Below are 18,572 nucleotides of genomic sequence, written 5' to 3' on the forward strand. Positions count from 1 at the left end.
GGTGATTGCGTCTCGCCAGCCCGGTGTGGTGTCGGTGATGCCTCCGCAGGCGGCTGCGCCGGGGACTGCGGTGAGTTCGGCTGCGGTGCAGGTGTTGACGCAGGCGAAGGCGGCGTTGACGGGTGCTCAGGGCCTGGCGTTCATGGTCCATCGCACGGACGGCGTTGCAGCACGGGGCAGTGCGGATCTGTCGATCGACTATTCGGCGTTCCGTGCTCGGTGGGGTGCGGGGTGGGCGTCGCGGTTGCAGGTGTTCGCCTATCCGGGGTGTGTGTTGACGACGCCGGACGATCCGGCGTGTTCGGAGGGGACGCCGGTCCCGATCGTGAGCAATGACACGACTGCGGGTGTCATCACGGTGGATGGGTCGGTGGATGCCGATCCGTCCGCGACGGCCGTGTCGGGTGTGGGTGACCGGCTTCCGGCGGCGTTGCGACCGGCGTCGCTGCCGTCGGACCCGTCGACGTCATCGAGCTTGACGCAGACGACGGTGTACGCGACGCAGGCGTCGGGCACGGGTCCGAACGGTGGGTACACGGCAACATCGCTGCAGGCCTCGGGTGATTGGACGGTGGGGATCGGGTCGGGCGACTACAACTGGTCGCGTCCGGTGCCGATGCCGGCGCCGCCGTATGGGTCCGCGCCGGCCCTGTCGTTGCAGTACTCCAGTGCTGAGGTCGACGGGATGACGTTCGCGGCGAATCAGCAGTCGAGCACGGTCGGGGTGGGTTGGGAGCTGGGTGCCCCGTATATCGAGCGGAGCTTCGCGCCGTGCAACTCCTATCTGAGCAGTAACCCCTCGAATGGGGATCTGTGCTACCCGGGGCTGGAGGTGGTGCACCTGGTGAACGGTGCGTCCTCCACGCCGATGGTGCAGCTGCAGACCGGGACGGACTGGCGCCTGCAGAGCGATCAGGGCTGGACTGTGGAGCGCCGCTCGACCGATAGCGGCAACGGCACGTCGAACACCGACGACAAGGGCGAGTACTGGATCGTCACTGATCCCAATGGTGTGCAGTACTGGTACGGGTTCGGGCATGAGAAGCCGGGTGGAACACCGGGTGCGGCGACGAACTCGGTGCTGACCGTCCCGGTCGATGGTGGGTCGTCGGCCTGCTCGGGAGGGGCGACGTGGTGCACGCTTGCCTACCGGTGGTACCTGGACCGGGTCGTGGACACCCACGGGGTGCAGGCGACGTACTACTACGACAACGAAGCCGGCTACTACCGGTCGATGGGGCAGAACCACTTCCACCAGATCTATGACCGGGCCGCGCAGCTCAACCGCATCGACTACGGGCAGGACTCCTCCTCGCCCGGGACGACGGTGCAGGTGTCGGTGAAGTTCGACTACGAGAAGCGCTGCTCCAACCAGGCAGGTACCTCGACGACGAACTGGAACAACTGCGCATCGGATGCCACCGACGAACCTGACGTGCCGACGGATCAGCTGTGCTGGTCGACGCAGACCTACTGCTCCACCTCGCAGGAGGCGCCGACGTTCTTCACGCAGAAGCTGTTGCGGCAGATCGGGGCGTTCACCACCCACAGCGGCACGCAGGCCGTGTGGCTGGAGCGGTTCTTCTACACCTTCCCCGACCCGGGTGACGGGACGGGTGCGTCGCTGTGGCTGACCCAGGTGCAGCACATCGGCGTCCCGTCCACGTTCACGTGGAAGAGCACGTGGGCGGCGGCGGACTACAACGCGGTCACCGGGCAGATCGCGCTGCCGGCGGTGAAGTTCTACAGCGTGGGTGAGGACGGGTCGACCGGTCTGCTGGCCAACCGGCGTGACACCACGACCAGCGTCCCGCCGATGAACCACTACCGGGTCCGGGAGATCCAGAACGAGCTCGGTGGCCGGACCTGGATCACCTATGACACGGACACGAGCTGTCCGGATGCGATCACGACGTGGGACACCCAGGCCACACGCTGCTACCCGACGTGGTGGTCCCCGCCGGGCGTCGCACCCGGGTACGGGGTGTTCTACAAGTACACGGTGAGCCGTGTCGCAGTCTCGGAGTCGACGACCGCGGCCGGGTCGGTCCCGGACGTGGTCTCGACCTACACCTACAACGACTCCGCCGCCTGGCACTTCCAGGACATCCCGGCCGCGCTCGGCCCCAAGGACGCCAGCAACGGGTACGCGGACAAGCGGACCTGGAGCGACTGGCGCGGCTACCGCAACGTGCGCGTGGACACCGGCAGCCACTCCACCTCCTACCAGGTGTTCCGCGGGATGCAGGGCGATAAGAAGACCGGGATCGGCTGCACCTACTCCGCGCCGCTGGTCAACGGCTACACCGACTACCCCTATCTGGAGGGCCGCACCGCGGTCGTGAGCCAGCTGCGCAGCAACGGCGTCGCGAACAGCACGGTCACCTACCAGTACGCCACCGCGGCGACACATGGAGACCCCAACGACCCGAACTACTGCACCCAGTACGACCACGTCGCCTACCTGATGGTCAACACCGTGGCCGACACCGCCACCAGTGAAGGCTTCGCCTCACGGGACACGACCCTGGTGCGCAGCTACGACGTCGACGGGCGCCTGACCAGCGAGCGCACCAACGCGTCGGTGTCCGGGTCGAGCCTGTCCCCCGCGTACTCCGCGGACGGGACCGCGAACTACATGTGCACCACCACCGAGTACGCCACCGGCGCGGCGCTCCTGCCCTCGGGAGACTTCAACGACCCGGCTCGGGTGAAGTCGTTCAAGCAGACCGTCGGGTCCACCTGCGCCGTCGGCTCCGCCGGCGGCACGCTAATCGGCGAATCGGACACCTACTACGACGGGCACACCAGCCTGTTCACCGCAGCCACGGCCGGCGACCCGACCAAGGTCGACGCCTACAAGGCCAGCAGCGCGAAACTGACCACCACGACCGCCTACGACGTGCACGGGCGCGCCACGAGCACCACCAACCCCTACGGCGCCACGACCACCACCGCCTACAGCCCCACCAGCGGCTGGCCGAACTCGGTCACGGTCACCGACCCGCTGTCCCATACCAGCTCGACCACCCTGGACACCCACGTCAACCAGCCCGCCACCGTGACCGACCAGGCCGGGCACGTGACCACGCTGAAGTACGACAACCTCGGCCGGCTGCTGTGCGTCTACCTGCCGCAGAACCCCAGCAGCATCCTCGACGCCCCCGGCTGTCAGACCGCGACCGCGGCGCCGAACATGCGCTACACCTACACCAACGCCGGCAGCGACCCCGCTAGGGTGGAGACCGATACCCGCATCACCGACGGGTCGACCCCGACCATGGTCGCCCAGTGGGACTTCTACACCGGGTTCGGGAAGCCCCTGGAGACCCAGAAGGTCAACCCCGGCGCCACCACCCACGCCCTGGTCACCAAGAACTGGTACAACGCGGACGGGCTGGTGTCCAACAGCATCGCTCCCGCGAACGTCAACGGCACCCCCGGCGGCTACTTCAGCCTCGCCCTCGTCGCCTCCAACGCCCTGGACGAGACCCGCACCAGCTACGACGAGTTCGGCCGCCCCACCCTGGTCGCCACCTACTCCTCCAACGCCATCGTCACCGGGTCCGACGGCCAACCCGAATCCACCACCACCAGTTACACCGCAGTCGGATCCACCAGCACCCCCGCCACCGGCGGCGGCAGCACGTCCTACACCGACGCCCTCGGACGCCCCGTCGACACCTACGCCCAGCCCGACGGGACCGGATCCGCGCTGCACGTCACCTACACCTACAACTACAACTCCGCCGGGGACCTGCGCGTCACCCGAACCACCCCCGCCACCACCGCAGGAGCCACCCCGTCCTCGACCACCGAGTCGGACTGGACCGGGCGACCCGTCTCCGTGCAGAGCGCTGACGCCGGCACCACCACCACCGTCTACGACCAGACCCCCAGCACCCCGGACGGCACGCACTACGAGACCGTCACCAGCCCCACCTCGACGCTGACCTACGACTACGACAAGGCCGGTCGCCCCACGGACGTGAAGGCAGGCTCGTCGACCGTGCGCAGCTGGACCTATGACGCCACCGGCGCGGTTGGCCTCCTGGCCACAGACAAGAGCACCTCGGGTGGGGGCGACTGGAACCGTAGCTATGCCTACGACAATGCCGGGCGCCTTGCCACCCTCACGGTCACACCACCCAGCGGCAGCGGCTTCGCCACCAGCTACCCGACCAGCTACACCACCGGCGAAGCCGGACAGACCACCTCCGTCACCTACCCCGACACCACCGGCGCGGCCAGCGAGACCGTGGCCTACGGCTACGACGCCTACGGCGACCCCACCACCGTCACCGGAACCCTCGGCGCCAACACCACCACCTACGTCACCGCCACCAGCCAAACCAACACCGGCCAGCTCGCGACGCGGACCTACCAGCCCAACGCCACCGCCTGGACCCGCACCTACCAGTACACGCCCGGGGACCGGCGAGTCTCCGACATCCAACTCGCCTCGGCCAGCACCACCGCCGAACACGACACCCTGCACTGGGACTCCGTCGGCAACCTCACCTCCGTCACCGACACCACCACCAACCAGACCGCCTGCTACGGCTACGACGCTTACTGGCGCCTGACCGGGGCACGCACCACCAGCTCCACCAGCGGAACAGCCTGCAACGGCATCAACTACGGAACCGCCGGCACCGGACCCGTCCCCTGGAGCTACCAGTACACCTACGACGACGCCGGCGACATCACCAGCCTCGCCAACTACCAGACCAGCACCACCACCAACTACGCCTATCCGAGTGGCGGCAGCACCCCGAACCTGCCCACGACCATCGGCGGACAGACCGTCACCCCCGACGCCGCCGGACGCGTCACCACCCTCGGCACCACCACCCTGACCTGGGACCCGTTCGGCATGGCCGCCACCACCACCGCCGGCGGAACCACTAGCACCAACTCCTACGCCGTCGACGGCAGCCGCATCCAACGCCAAGACGGCACCACCAACACCACCCTGTTCCTGCCCGACCAAGAGATCAGCAAGAACAGCAGCGGAACCCTCAGCTACGTCCGCTACATCCACCAAGGCGGCGCCACCGTCGCGGTCCGCACCGCCAACACCACCGCCGTCATCTCCGCCTCCGACATCCAGAACACCCCCGCCATCAACATCAACGGCGCCAACACCATCACCCGCCGCTACACCACCCCCTACGGCGCCCAAATCACCAGCACCGGCGACACCCTCAGCGGACAACGGCGCTTCCTCGGACAAGTCGAAGACCCCACCGGTCTCCTCAGCGACTCCGCCCGCACCTACAGCCCCAGCTTCGGGATCTTCCTCGCACCCGACCCCATGGCGGCTTCCGCCCCTGCGTCATCCGCCTCGGCCTACGCCTACGGAGGAGACTCACCCGCCACCCTTTCCGACCCGACGGGGCTAATGATCGCTGGGATCGAGCACGGGGACGGCGCCAATCAGAAGGACTTCCTCACCAGGTCTCAAATGCCGTCGCTGGTGCTGACGGACACCTCCTACCACAAGTCCATCTACGGCGGCAGCCTCGGCGACTACTTGAAGGGCATGGCCAACGGCGCCTGGCAACTTGGACCTGGCTTCCTGGCGATGATCAACCACGCGTTCCCCACTCCGATAAATCACTGGGAAGCGGACCTCATCGACCAGGCGCACGCTGCGCTCGAGCAGTGGGGCGGAGCCGACACCAGTTCCTCGGCTTACCAGAACGGCACCGACGCGGGGATCGCCCTCGGATCCATCTTGAGCCTCGGCGCCGGCGCCGTTGTAGCAGGTGAAGCCATCTCGACGGAGGCCATTGACTTCACGGCAACAGCCCGGTCCGCCGCATCGGCCGACGCTGCCGCAGAAACCGCAGCCGAGCTCCCCGAGGGCTACTCGTCCTTCAGCGCGGCCAAGCGGGCGATGGGTTCACCCGGCGAGGGGAATGTCTTCGATCACGTGGTTGAACAGTCACAGATCGGCCGCAGCGGATTTGCTCCTGAGGAGATCCACAACCCGTTCAACATGAACCCCGTGAGCGCCCGAGCGAACCAGCTCAAGGCCAACTACTACTCGACCAAGCAGCCGTTCACCGAGGGCGGCACGGTGCGCGACTGGCTCACTGGCCAAAGCTTCCAGGACCAGTACCAGTTCGGCATGGACGTTCTCCGCCAGATCGCGTCCGGAGTGCTGCAGTGACCCCGCCTACGGCATCGAACGGTCCTGAGGTCGAGGTGCTTCTGGCCCGCTACCAGCGCGCCCTCGAGGACTGGGACGAGTCACAGGACAACCCCACGGAGGCGAACGCCCGGTTCGATGCCGCACATGGCCTGGCAAAGCAGCTGAGGCAGACGAAGGAGGGACGAGCGGGCATCCAGGCGCTCATGGAGCACCCACGTCCCGGAGTGCAACTGATCGCCGCTTCGGACACGTTGGCGTGGGCTCCAGACCGGGCAGTCCCAATCTTGGAATCGCTCGAATCGGGCTCTGGCCTCCATGCCGTCAGTGCGAAGTACACCTTGCGCTCCTACCGAGCCGGCAAGTTGAACCTGGACTGGTGATCATGAAGCGCCCCAGGTTTGATGCCGTCTCCTTCTGAGTCCAGGAGGATGGCCTCGTGCCGAAGAAGATCGATCCGAAGGTGAAGGAGCGCTGTCTCCAGCAGATGCTGGAGCACGTCTCGGAGTATCCGAACCCGACCGCGGCGGCGGAGGCGATCGCCAAGCGCAACGGGGTGGGCGCTGAGACCGTGCGCCGGTTGTATGCCCAGGCGCTGGTTGATGGTGGGCAGCGTCGCGGTGCGACCAGTGAGGAGCTGGCGGAGATCCGGGAGCTGAAGGCCAAGGTCCGCCGGCTCGAGGAGGACAACGACATCCTGCGTCGGGCGTCGGTTTTCTTCGCGGGGGAGCTCGACCCCCGCAATCGTTGATCGTCGCGTTCGTCGACGAGTGCCGCGAGGCTGGTCATGCGGTCGAGTCGATCTGCCGGGTCCTGCGCGAGCAGGGCTGCCAGGTCGCCGCACGGACCTACCGGTCCTGGGCCAGCCCCACTCAGGTCGTCGCGGCCCGCACCGTCTCGGACGCGCAGGTGATGGACCTGGTGCGTGACCTGGCCTGGACCCTCGACGCCGAGGGAGTGCGCCGGTTGACCCCGGAGGGCCTCTACGGGCGTCGGAAGATGACCCGCCTGGTCCGCCGCTCGATGCCGACCGTGTCGCGTGGGGCGGTGGACCGGGCCATGAAAGCCCTCGGTCTCAGGGGAGTCCGGCGGTCCAAGGGGGTGCGGACCACGATCCCGGGCAAGGACGGGCGCCGCGCCGGTGACCTGCTCAACCGGGACTTCACCGCGGCGGCCCCGAACCGGACCTGGGTCATGGACTTCACCTACGTCCGGACCTGGGCCGGGTTCGTCTACGTCTCCTTCGTCGTCGACGTGTTCGCCCAGAAGATCGTGGCCTGGCACTGCGCGCCCAGCAAGGACGTCGAGCTGGTCATGACCCCGCTGCGGATGGCGACCTGGGCTCGCCGCCGCGAGGGCCACCCGGTCGAGCCCGGTCAGCTGATCGGGCACTCCGATGCCGGCAGCCAGTACACCTCGATCAAGTTCACCGACCACCTCGACCTCGAGGGCCTGCGACCCTCGATCGGCAGCGTCGGCGACGCCTACGACAACGCCCTGATGGAGTGCGTGATCGGCCTGTTCAAGACCGAGGCCATCCGCACCACCGTGTTCCACCCCGGCGCCTACCGCACCATCGCCGACGTCGAGTGGACCGCCGCCGGCTGGGTCGACTGGTACAACAACCGGCGCCTGCACAGTAGCCTCGACTACCTGACCCCCGAAGAGTTCGAGCAAGCCCACTACACGGCCCTCACCCGAGAGCCGCAACCCGCATAGGAGCGGCAGAGAACCCGGGGCGCTTCAATGTCCGGCCCCCCGTTTATCGGGCCATGTCGCTTGAGAGTCTCGGTTCAAGTGAGAGGGTGGTTGTGAGTTCCTGGAGGCTGCGGTTGGCCCGGCGTCCTCGTCGCTCCCACAACGGCTTCCCGCCGTCGTAGTCCCGTTCGACGCAGTGCGGATGCCCGGGGGTGGACCGGAAACCCTCGCGCGAGGCCGCGTGACCACTCCGGTCAGCCGGTGGGCATCCCGGCGATGAGCTGGGTGAGCTTGTCGGTCTTGGCCTGCGTCCAGCCCGGCGGCTGGGTCACCGCGGCCCAGGTCGCCGGCATGGCCGTGCCGTAGTTGTGGCCCTGGCCCTGCGGGACGTCGACCCCCACGAACTGGTCCACCGTCACCTGCAGGAACGTCAGCACCGGGTACCAGCGCATCGTCGGCGTGCGGCCGGGGCCGGGCGGCTCGGCGAGCCAGTCCGGCTGCTGGGCGATGAGCGCCGGGCTCCACCACACCACGGGGTCGTTGGCATGCTGCAGGTAGGCGACGCGGGGGTCGGCCCACGGCGTGGTCGGCTGGTCGAGGTCCGGGGGCGAGCTCGCGAACCGGATGTTGGCCCCGGCGGCGTAGATCGGCTGCCACTGGGGGCTGCCCGGGTCGCGGTCCGCGGAGATCTGGCCCCACGGCTGGCTGAAGTTGGGCGAGCCGACGAACACCGCGCCCTGGGTCCGCGAGGTGATGTCGGCGGCGTCGGTGAAGGCCGACTGGCTGGAGAACGAGCCGAGGCTCAGCCCGTAGGCGACGAGCATCGGCCGGGTGGCGGCGGGCTCCTTGGACCACGCCGCGTACACGGCGTCGAAGAGCGCCTGGCCGGCCTCGCGCGCCTTGTCGACGTCGACGAGGGTGGAGATCCAGCTCGGCAGGTAGGAGTACTGGATCGCGACGGTCGCGGTGTCGCCGTTCCATTCGTACTCGAGGGAGTCGACCGCCTGCGGCTCGATCCAGCCGGTGCCCGTGGTGCCGGCGACGACGAGCACCTTGCGCGACCACGCGTCGGTGCGCTCGAGCTCCTGCACGGCGAGCGCGGCGCGCTCCTGCGCGGTCGGCTTGGTGTCCAGGCCGACGTAGATGCGGATCGGCGTCTTCGAGGTGGTCCCCGAGAAGTCGGCGATCTGCTGACCGGTGGGCCCGCCCGCGACGAAGCTGCGGCCTTGCGAGCCGAGCGTGTCCCACGGCGCGAACGAGCCCTGGCCGCCGGAGCGCATCGGGGAGGTGGGCGCCGTCACGCCGTCGGCGGTGGCGGCGTTGTCCGAGGCGTAGACGTTGTTCATCACCGAGACGAAGCCGCGGAACAGCACGCCGGCCACCGCGCCGTACACCAGCAGCGCGACCAGGACGACGGCCAGGGCCACGGACACCGCGCGCGGGAGCAGCTTGTCGATGAGCCAGGCGACGCCGTGGGTGAGCCGGCGCAGTGCGCGGCCGAGCAGCACGCAGCCGATGGCCACCGGCACCGCGACGACGCCCACCACGAGCGCGGTGTCGAGGCCCTCGTCCTGCTCGCCGACGAGCTCGCGCACCTCGTTCTGCCAGCCCACGCCGAGGAGCAGGAAGTAGACCGCGAAGGCGGTGCCCAGCACCGCGAGGCCGCGCCAGGCCCAGGTGCGCACCGTGGCCGACGGCTCGGGCAGCGGCAGCTTGCGGACCAGCCAGCTGAGGAGCACCCCGGTGCCGTAGCCGATGGCCGCGCCCACGCCGGCGATGACGCCCTCGAACAGCCACGGCCGCGGCAGCAGCGACGGGGTCAGCGCCGCACCGAAGGCCAGGACGGCGCCCACCAGGCCCAGCCAGTTCGGCCGACGGCGCCGCAGCCACCGGCGCACGCGCACGGAGCGCGAGGGACCGGGGTCGATCGCCTCCGGCGGAGCCGGGAGGGTGGGGCGGGGCTTGCGCGACTTCGTCTGGGCCACGCCGGAACTGTATGCCGCCGGTTCAGACCGGCGAGCCGGTGCCCTCGGGCGCCGCGCCGGTGCCGACGAGGTCGGGCGGGTCGTCGACGACGCCGGGGCCCGGACGCCTGCCGCGGTAGTAGAGGGCGCCGAGCACCACCCAGGCCACGGTGAGCAGACCGCCGCCCACGAGGCCCGAGCGAGGGCCGAACGCGTCGGCGGCCCAGCCGATCACCGGTGCGCCCAGCGGAGTCCCGCCGAAGAACACGAGGGTGAAGATCCCCATCACCCGTCCGCGGACCCACGAGTCGGCGTGCGTCTGCAGGTAGCTCTGCGACGACGTCGTGAACGTCATGGCCAGCGCGCCGGCGAACGGCAGCGAGAGCAGCATCGCGGGGTAGCTCGGCGAGAGGCCCACGAGGACCTCGACTCCGCCGAAGGCCAGCGCCGCGCCGACGACCAGGCGCAGCGACACGTGGTGGCGCCGCGCGGCCAGCAGCGACCCGACCAGCGCGCCCGCGGCCAGGGCCGTGGACATGAGGCCGAACTCGGCGGCCCCGAGGTGGAACTGCTGCCGCGCCATGAGCGCCATGGTGAGCTGGTAGTTGAGCCCGAACGTTGCGACGCCGAACAGCATCACGAGCACCAGCACCAGGTGCCGCCGCTCGCGCACGTAGCGCAGGCCCTCGACGAAGCGCACCGATCCGCGCTGGCGCACCTGGGGGAACAGCTCGGCCGGGCGCATGAGCAGCAGCGCGGCGATGGTGACGACGAACGACGCGCCGTTGAGCACGAACACCCAGCCGCTGCCGATGAGGGCCACCAACAGCCCGGCGAGGGCCGGGCCGGCCAGCCGGGCGAGGTTGAACGACGCGCTGTTGAGCGAGATCGCGTTGTGCAGCGAGTCCGGGCCGACGATCTCGTTCACGAACGCCTGCCGCGCCGGGTTGTCGATGGCCGATGCGACGCCGAGCAGGAAGGCGAGCAGGTAGACGAGCTCGACCGTGGCGTTGCCGCGCAGCGTGATGACACCGAGCACGACGGCGAGCGCGCCCATCGCGGCCTGCGTCGTCAGCAGCAGGCGCCGGCGGTCGAAGCGGTCGGCCAGCGTGCCGCCCCACAGCGAGAACAGCAGGTAGGGCAGGAACTGCAGGCCGGTGGTGATGCCGAGCGCGACGCCGGAGGAGCCCGACAGGTCGAGCACCAGCCAGTCCTGCGCGACGCGCTGCATCCACGTGCCGGCGTTCGAGAGCACCTGGCCGGAGAAGTAGAGGCGGTAGTTGCGCACCGAGAGGGCGCGGAACATCGGCGTCACGAGTCGGCCATCCCCTCGAGCAGGGGCAGCGCCTCGGCCAGCACCCGGCGCTGCTCGGGGGTCAGGTCGCGCATCAGCGAGGCCAGCCACTCGTCGCGCCGCCGCCGGTCCTCGTGCACGAGCCGGCGCGCCTCGTCGGTGAGCGAGACGACCACCTGGCGGCCGTCGTCCGGGTCGGGGCTGCGCACCACGAGCCCGGCGTCCTCGAGGTGGGTGAGCGTGCGGGTGAGCGAGGGCGGCCGCACCTGCTCGAGCGCGGCGAGCGCGCCCGCGGTCATGGGGCCGCCGCGGTCGAGGGTGGCGAGCACCGAGAGCTGGCCGAGGCCGAGGCCGTGGTCGGCGCGGGTCTGGCGCAGGCGCCGGGCGAGCCGCATCACGGCCAGGCGCAGGTCGTGCGCCAGGTCGGCGGTGACGGAGGGGCTCGGTGACACGACCGTTAGCATAACTAACGATCTGACTCCCGCCCACACGGGGTTCCCCCGGACGGGCCCGCGCGGCTCACGGGCTCAGTGGCGCGCGGAGCCCACGGCCGCCCGGCGCAGCCGGTCGAGCACCGCGGCGGCGAGCGGACCCCCCTCGGGGGCCACGGCCACCACGGTGCGCAGGCCCTCGACGTCGGCCCTGCGCAGCGCGGCGTACAGCGCCCGCGCGTACGCCGCGGCGTCCGCGGGCGCGGCCAGGCGCACGGCTCCCACTGGCGCGTCGACGTCCGCCGGCGCGAGCAGCCCGACGGGCGGCGCGGCCGCGGCGACCGCCCCCGCTGCGGCTGCGGCGTCGGCGAGCACGATCTCGGCGCTCGGCGCGTAGTGCGCCGCGAGCGTGCCGGGGGCGCGCACGCCGGCGTCCGGTGCGACCAGGTCGAGGCCCGTGACCGCCTCCACCTCCAGTGCGCCGACGGCCCCGGGCCGCAGCAGCCGCGGTGCTGGCCCGGTGCAGTCGACGATGGTCGACTCCACGCCCACCTCGCTCGGGCCGCCGACGAGCACGGCGTCGCGGCCGGGCTCGAGCACGCCGGCCAGCTCGTCGAGCACGTGCTCGGCGTCGGTGGGCGACACGCGCCCGAAGCGGTTGGCGCTCGGCGCGGCCACCCCGCCGCCGAAGGCGCTCAGCAGTGCATGGGCCACGGGGTGCGCGGGCACCCGCAGGCCGACGGTGCCCTGCCCGCCGGTGACGTGCAGCCCCGCCCGCGGCCCGCGCGGCAGCACGAGCGTGAGCGGACCCGGCCAGCACGCGGCCGCCAGCAGCCGGGCCCACGGCGGCACGTCGACCGCCCACCCGTCGTCGACGGCCGCGGCGTCCGCGAGGTGCACGATCAGCGGGTGGTCGGCCGGCCGCCCCTTGGCCGCGTACACGCGCGCCACGGCGTCCGGGTTCTCCGCGTCGGCGCCGAGGCCGTACACCGTCTCGGTCGGCAGGGCGACCAGCCCTCCCGCGCGCAGCAGGTCGACGCAGTGCCCGACGTCGTCGGTGAGCAGGCCGCCCGGGTCGTCCACCCCGCCATCCTCCCAGCCGCTCCGATCACCTGGAGCCGCGACGGGGCTCCGGGAGGCCGGCCCGCCGCTCAGGGGCGGAGGGCGACGACGACGCGGGTGCGCCAGTCGGCGGGGTCGGGCTGACGGGACGGGTCGGTCAGGTAGTACTCCCACATGGGGCCGGCGGGCTCGCGGCCTTCGCGGTGCGCGGCGTCGAGCAGCCGTTCGTAGGTGGCGGCGATCGTGTCGTAGCTGCCCTCGTGGACGCCCTCGATCGCCGGGCCCCCCGGGATCTCCACCGGCACCACGTCGCCCTGCGGGGTGACGGCGCGGTCGACCGGGATCCCGGCCACCACGTGCACGAGGGTGCCCGGAGGGCTGGGGTAGAGGGCGAAGGGCGGGCCGGTCACGGCGGCGCCCTGCTCGGCCGCCACGGCCATCGCCTCGGGCAGGGCCCGGGCGAAGAACGCCGGCAGCTCCGGGACGGGCACGTGGGCCTCGACGCCGGCAGCGGTGCCGGGGGCGAGCTCGACGATCTCGGCGGCGGTCATGGCGACCTCCTCGGCGTCAGGCCGGCCGGCGCGGGCCGGCGTCACCAGTATCGGCCGCCGGCGCCCCGCGTCGCCCGGCCGGCGCCCGTCCGCGATGTCACTGGTGAAACGGTCGCTTCCCGGCGCTGGAAGCGACCGTTTCACCAGTGACGTGCGTTCGCCCCGGACGCGGACGAGGACCGCCCTCCCGGGACGGTCCTCGTCGTGGTGCGGCTGTGCGCCCGCGGGGGTCGCGCGCCGCGCGTCGGTGCGCCGCGTCAGAACGCGGCCTCGTCGAGGTCCATGAGGTCGTTGTCGGTGGCCTCGGCCACGGCGCGCTCCGCGGCCAGCACCGGGAAGCGCTGCGCGACGAAGAACCGGGCCGCCGCGATCTTGCCCTGGTAGAAGGCGCGGTCGGACTCCGACGGCGAGCCGCCGAGCGCGGTGACGGCGACGGCCGCCTGGCGCAGCAGCAGCCAGCCCAGGATGAGGTCGCCGAGGCCGAGCAGGAGGCGGGTGGTGTTCTGTCCCACCTTGTAGAGCTCGCGCGGGTCCGACTGCGACTTCATCGCGTAGCCGCCCATGGCGCCCACGATGCCCTGCACGTCTTCGAGCGCCTGCCCGAGCATCTCGCGCTCGCGCGCGAGCGTGCCGTTGCCGGCGTCGCCCTTGGCGAAGTCCTGGATCTCGCCGGCGAGCCGGGTGAGCGAGGAGAACTGGTCGCGCACCATCTTGCGGAAGAACAGGTCGAGGCCCTGGATCGCGGTGGTGCCCTCGTAGAGGGTGTCGATCTTGGAGTCGCGCAGGTACTGCTCGATCGGGTAGTCCTGGAGGAACCCGGAGCCGCCGAGGGTCTGCAGCGACTGGGCCAGCTGCTCGTACGACCGCTCGGAGCCCACGCCCTTGACGATCGGGAGCAGCAGGTCGTTCATGCGCTCGGCGGTGTCGAGGTCGACCTCCGCGGGAGCGCCCGCGAGGTTGAGCTCCACCTGGTCCTGGTAGTAGGCGGTGAAGTGCACCAGGGCCCGCATGCCCTCGGCGTACGCCTTCTGCAGCATGAGGCTGCGCCGCACGTCGGGGTGGTGGGTGATGGTGACCCGCGGGGCGTCCTTGTCCGAGAAGGTGGCGAGGTCGCCGCCCTGCACGCGGTTCTTCGCGTAGTCGAGCGCGTTGAGGTAGCCGGTGGAGAGCGTGGCGATGGCCTTGGTGCCCACCATCATCCGGGCGTACTCGATCACCTTGAACATCTGCGCGATGCCGTCGTGGACGTCGCCCACGAGCCACCCGATCGCGGGCTCCTTCTCGCCGAAGGTGAGCTCGCACGTGGTCGAGGCCTTGATGCCCATCTTCTTCTCGACGTTGGTGGTGTAGACGCCGTTGCGCGCGCCGAGCTCGCCGGTCTCGAGGTCGTAGTGGAACTTCGGCACGACGAACAGCGAGAGGCCCTTGGTGCCGCCGCGGGCGCCCTCGGGCCGGGCCAGCACGAGGTGGACGATGTTCTCGGCCATGTCGTGCTCGGCCGAGGAGATGAACCGCTTCACGCCGGTGATGTGCCACGAGCCGTCGGGCTGCTGCACGGCCTTGGTGCGGCCGGCGCCGACGTCCGAGCCGGCGTCGGGCTCGGTGAGCACCATCGTGGCGCCCCACTGCCGCTCGATCATGACGCGCGCGAAGCGCTTCTGCTCCTCGTTGCCGAGGTGGTCGAGGATCGCGGCGAAGCCCGGGCCGGACATGTACATGAACGCGGGCGGGTTGGCGCCGAGCAGCATCTCGCTGGCCGCCCAGCGCAGCGACGCCGGGGCGCCCGGGCCGCCGAGGTGGCGCGGCAGGTCGAGGTTCCAGAAGCCGGAGTCCATGAGCGCCCGGAAGGACGCCTTGAAGCCCTCGGGCATCGTCACGGTGCACGTGACCGGGTCGTAGACCGGCGGCGTGCGGTCCGCCTCGGCGAACGACGCGGCGAGCGGACCCTCGGCCAGGCGCTCGACCTCGGCGAGGATCTCGCGCGCGGTGTCGACGTCCATCTCCGCGAAGGGACCCGTGCCGAGCCGGTCCTGCGCGCCGAAGACCTCGAACAGGTTGAACTCGATGTCCCGCAGGTTCGCCTTGTAGTGACCCATGGCTCCTCGCCTCGTCTGGTGCGGTGTCGGTGCGCCGTCGATCCGTGACGACGCCGGCACGCCCGTCCGCCGTCGGGCGGTCGGCCGCGGGCTCCCGCCCGGTCCGGTGGTTACCCACCGGTAACTCATGATGCTACCGGTCGGTAACAAGCGCAAGGGCAGCGGGTCCCGCGCGTCGGCCCGGGGTGCCGGCGGGGGTCAGGCGACGAGGTCTCGCCGGCGCCAGCCGACGTAGCCCAGCGCCGAGATCACGACGGTGGCCAGCAGCAGCCAGAGCACCGGGGCCACGCCGTCGGCCCCGACGGGCAGCGAGGGCGCGTGCCGCAGCGGCGAGAGGTCCATGACCCACTCCGGCAGCTTCCACAGCGAGCCGAACTCGCCCACCACCACGAAGGCGGCCAGCAGGCCCCACACGGCGACGGTCGCGCGCGGCAGCCAGCCGAAGGCCAGCATCACCAGGCTGGTCACCACCCAGGCGGCCGGCACCTGGGCCAGCGCCGCCACGAGCACGGTGCCCACCAGCGTGCGGTCGCCCACGCTGGCCGCGGCCGTGACGCCGGCGAACAGGCCGGCGAGCACCAGGAGCAGGGCGGACCCGCCGAGGGCGACGGCGTAGTGGCCGGTGGCCCACCGCACCCGGGTCGCCGGCGTCGCGAGCAGCAGCTCGGCGCGGCCCTCCGACTCCTCCGCGCGCATCCGGTCGGCGGCGCTGATCCCGTATGCCGCGGCGATCGCGGCCATGATCGAGATCTCGGCGCCGAGGAACACGTCCACGAGGGCGGCCGTGCCCCCGAGGGAGGCGAAGAAGTCGCGCATCGCCTGCGAGGTGAGCAGCTGGTCGACGCTGCCGGCGAGCGAGCCGAGCAGCGCGGGGAACACGACGAAGGCGACCGCCCACGCCAGCAGCACGCGCGAGTGCAGCCGCCAGGCCAGACCCTCCACGCTCGCGAGCCGGCCGGTCGCCGGGCCGGGCCGGTCCTCGCGCAGGCCGGCGCCGAGGTCGCGGCGCGAGCGCAGCGCGTACGCCGCGGGCACCAGGAGCGCGACGGCGAGCAGCGGCAGCAGCAGCACCCACCAGCGGTCGCCGGCGTACGCGCGCAGCTGCTGGTTCCACCCGATCGGGGACAGCCACGACAGGAACGACGGCCCGGGCTCGGCCAGGTCGCCCACGGCCCGCAGGGCGTACGTGACCGCCACGACCACCAGCCCGAGCCCGCGGGCGGCGCGCGCGCCGGTCGCCAGCTGCGCGGTCACCAGGCCCACCGCGCCGTAGACCATGCCGGTGGCGGCCCAGCCCAGGCCGAACGCCAGCGAGCCGGAGAACGGCAGCCCGGCGGCGGTGTTGAACAGCGCCGTGAGCACCCCGAGCACGAGGCAGGAGGAGACGATCAGCACCAGCGCGGCCGTGAGCGGCGCGAGCCGGCCCAGCCGACCGCCGCTGAGCAGCTCGAGGCGGCCCGGCTCCTCCTCGCCCCGGGTGTGGCGGATCGCCACGAACAGCATGACGATGCCCACGATCGCGGCACCGAGGGCGGTCAGCTTCACCATCGAGACGGCGCCCAGCGACGTGGGGTCGTAGATCCGGCCGTAGAGGGCGACGACGGCGGCCGAGGCGTTGATGGTCTCCGCCGCCTGCACCCGCGACTCCTCCGTCGGGTAGAGGTCGACGGTGGCGGCGGCGGAGAAGCCGGCCATGGCGGCCAGTCCGAGCACCCAGGCGCTGAGCAGCACCCGGTCGCGCCGCAGCGCGAGGCGCAGCAGCGTCAGCCAGCCCGCGAGCTCGTCACGCACGGTCGTCCACCCCGGCCCCGTCCGTGCCGCCCTGCCCCGCCGATGCAGCCGCGCCCACGCCGTAGTGCTGGAGGAACAGCTCCTCGAGCGTCGGCGGCCGGCTGGTGAGCGAGCGCAGTCCCGCGGCCGAGAGCGCCGCCAGCAGCGGCGCGAGCCCGTGCGGCTCCACCTGCGCGGTGACGGTGCGGTCGAGCACAGCGAGGTCGTGCACGCCGTCGATCCCGGCGAGCCCGTCCGGCACCCGGTCGACCGTGGCCGAGACCGAGGTGCGGGTGAGGTGGCGCAGGCCGGCCAGGTCGCCGGTCTCGACCACGCGGCCGGCACGGATGATGCTCACGCGGTCCGAGAGCGCCTCGGCCTCGCTGAGGATGTGGCTCGAGAGCAGCACCGACCGGCCGCGGTCGCGCAGCTCGCGCACGCACTCGCGGAACGTCTCCTCCATGAGCGGGTCGAGCCCGCTGGTGGGTTCGTCGAGCAGGTACAGCTCCGCGTCGGCGGCCAGCGCCGCGACGAGGGCGACCTTCTGCCGGTTGCCCTTCGAGTACGAGCGCGACCGCTTGGTGGGGTCGAGGTCGAACCGCGCGACCAGCTCGTCGCGCCGGGCCCGGTCGTGGCGGCCCTGGAGCCGGCCGAGCAGGTCGATCACCTCGCCGCCGGTCAGCGACGGCCACAGGCTGACGTCGCCGGGCACGTAGGCGAGCCGGGCGTGCAGGGACGAGACGTCGGTCCAGGGGTCGCCGCCGAGCACGCGGACGTGGCCGGCGTCCGCCCGCGCGGTGCCCAGCAGCACCCGCAGCGTCGTCGTCTTCCCCGCGCCGTTGGGGCCGAGGAAACCGTGGACCTCGCCCTCCTCGACCGACAGGTCCAGCCCGTCGAGGGCCACCGTCGTGCCGTACCGCTTGACCAGACCCGAGATCTCGACCACCGCAGCCATGAGGGCCACGCTACACTCGCTTCACAACTGTGTTAATTCCATGAAAGGGGCGGGTCTCCAGGATGGCCGGACCACGTCGGGCGCGCCGGGACGAGGCGCAGGTGGCCCACGTCGTGGAGCAGTTCGCGGCCCTGTTCGAGACCTACGGCTTCCCCCGGATGAGCGGGCGGATCATCACCGCCCTCATGGTCACCGAGCAGCAGGGGCTCACCGCGGCCGAGCTGGCCGAGAGCCTCCAGGTCAGCCCCGCGGCCATCTCGACGTCGCTGAAGTACCCGGTGGCCCTCGGCCTGGTGCAGCGCGTGCGGGTGCCCGGGTCGCGGCGCGACCGCTACGTGCTGCCCGACGACGCGTGGTACGTCGCCACAGCCACGAAGAACCCGCTCTACCGGCAGATCGCCGGCATGGCGGCCGACGGCGTCCGGGCCGTCGGGGGGCCGGGCACCGAGGCCGGCGCGCGGCTGGCCGAGATGCGCGACTTCTTCGCCTACCTCGAGGTGGAGGTGCCGGCGCTGGTCGAGCGCTGGCACGCCGGCCGCGCCCGTCCGCGCTGACCCGACCGAAGCGACGACCGTAAACGCGCGCGACGGCGCG

General features: G+C 71.5%; 13 protein-coding genes. 4 read left to right on the forward strand and 9 right to left on the reverse strand.

Annotation, left to right across the window (positions count from 1 at the left end; translation table 11 throughout):
• Positions 1–258: 258 nt before the first annotated feature.
• Positions 259–516, reverse strand: coding sequence for a hypothetical protein (locus GC157_11095; GenBank protein ID MBI1378008.1), 258 nt, complete (start codon positions 514–516; stop codon positions 259–261).
• A gap of 55 nt (positions 517–571) precedes the next feature.
• Here GC157_11095 and GC157_11100 point away from each other — a divergent pair, with 55 nt between their 5' ends.
• The 3 genes from GC157_11100 (at position 572) to GC157_11110 (ending at position 7,876) form a co-directional block, all read left to right on the forward strand.
• On the forward strand, positions 572–6,178 hold the full coding sequence (locus GC157_11100; protein ID MBI1378009.1) for a hypothetical protein: 5,607 nt from the start codon (positions 572–574) through the stop codon (positions 6,176–6,178).
• Entirely contained in the window at positions 6,094–6,540 is a 447-nt protein-coding gene (locus GC157_11105; GenBank protein ID MBI1378010.1) for a DUF2019 domain-containing protein, read from the forward strand. The genes GC157_11100 and GC157_11105 overlap by 85 nt, the downstream gene beginning before the upstream one ends.
• A 56-nt stretch (positions 6,541–6,596) precedes the next feature.
• A protein-coding gene (locus GC157_11110) for an IS3 family transposase (GenBank protein ID MBI1378011.1) occupies positions 6,597–7,876 on the forward strand; the annotation gives its coding sequence in 2 pieces (ribosomal slippage) (positions 6,597–6,870 and positions 6,870–7,876; 1,281 coding nt in all).
• Positions 7,877–8,109: 233 nt separating this feature from the next.
• Here GC157_11110 and GC157_11115 read toward each other — a convergent pair.
• From GC157_11115 to GC157_11150, 8 genes are all read right to left on the reverse strand, one after another.
• Positions 8,110–9,840, reverse strand: a complete 1,731-nt coding sequence (locus GC157_11115; GenBank protein MBI1378012.1) for a hypothetical protein — start codon at positions 9,838–9,840, stop codon at positions 8,110–8,112.
• 22 nt (positions 9,841–9,862) lie between these two features.
• Positions 9,863–11,125, reverse strand: coding sequence for an MFS transporter (locus tag GC157_11120; protein MBI1378013.1), 1,263 nt, complete (start codon positions 11,123–11,125; stop codon positions 9,863–9,865).
• 5 nt (positions 11,126–11,130) lie between these two features.
• Positions 11,131–11,577, reverse strand: coding sequence for a MarR family transcriptional regulator (locus GC157_11125; GenBank protein MBI1378014.1), 447 nt, complete (start codon positions 11,575–11,577; stop codon positions 11,131–11,133).
• A 63-nt stretch (positions 11,578–11,640) separates the two neighbouring features.
• Positions 11,641–12,609: a threonylcarbamoyl-AMP synthase gene (locus GC157_11130; GenBank protein ID MBI1378015.1), complete on the reverse strand. Its 969-nt coding sequence runs from the start codon at positions 12,607–12,609 to the stop codon at positions 11,641–11,643.
• A gap of 86 nt (positions 12,610–12,695) precedes the next feature.
• Positions 12,696–13,157: an AraC family transcriptional regulator gene (locus tag GC157_11135; GenBank protein ID MBI1378016.1), complete on the reverse strand. Its 462-nt coding sequence runs from the start codon at positions 13,155–13,157 to the stop codon at positions 12,696–12,698.
• A 257-nt stretch (positions 13,158–13,414) separates the two neighbouring features.
• Positions 13,415–15,253 carry an acyl-CoA dehydrogenase gene (locus tag GC157_11140; GenBank protein MBI1378017.1) on the reverse strand — a complete coding sequence of 613 codons (1,839 nt, stop codon included), beginning with the start codon at positions 15,251–15,253 and terminating at the stop codon, positions 13,415–13,417.
• Between the two features lie 198 nt (positions 15,254–15,451).
• Complete coding sequence (locus tag GC157_11145) at positions 15,452–17,044, reverse strand: ABC transporter permease (GenBank protein ID MBI1378018.1); 1,593 nt, start codon at positions 17,042–17,044, stop codon at positions 15,452–15,454.
• Positions 17,037–17,978, reverse strand: a complete 942-nt coding sequence (locus GC157_11150; protein MBI1378019.1) for an ATP-binding cassette domain-containing protein — start codon at positions 17,976–17,978, stop codon at positions 17,037–17,039. Before GC157_11150 ends, GC157_11145 begins: the two co-directional genes overlap by 8 nt.
• Before the next feature lie 62 nt (positions 17,979–18,040).
• Between GC157_11150 and GC157_11155 the strand changes: the two genes are divergently transcribed.
• Positions 18,041–18,532 (forward strand): MarR family transcriptional regulator, encoded by a 492-nt coding sequence (locus tag GC157_11155; GenBank protein MBI1378020.1) that lies wholly within the window; start codon positions 18,041–18,043, stop codon positions 18,530–18,532.
• The last annotated feature ends 40 nt before the right edge of the window (positions 18,533–18,572 follow it).

Source organism: Frankiales bacterium (assembly GCA_016125335.1).
Classification (GTDB): Bacteria; Actinomycetota; Actinomycetes; order S36-B12; family CAIYMF01; genus Longivirga.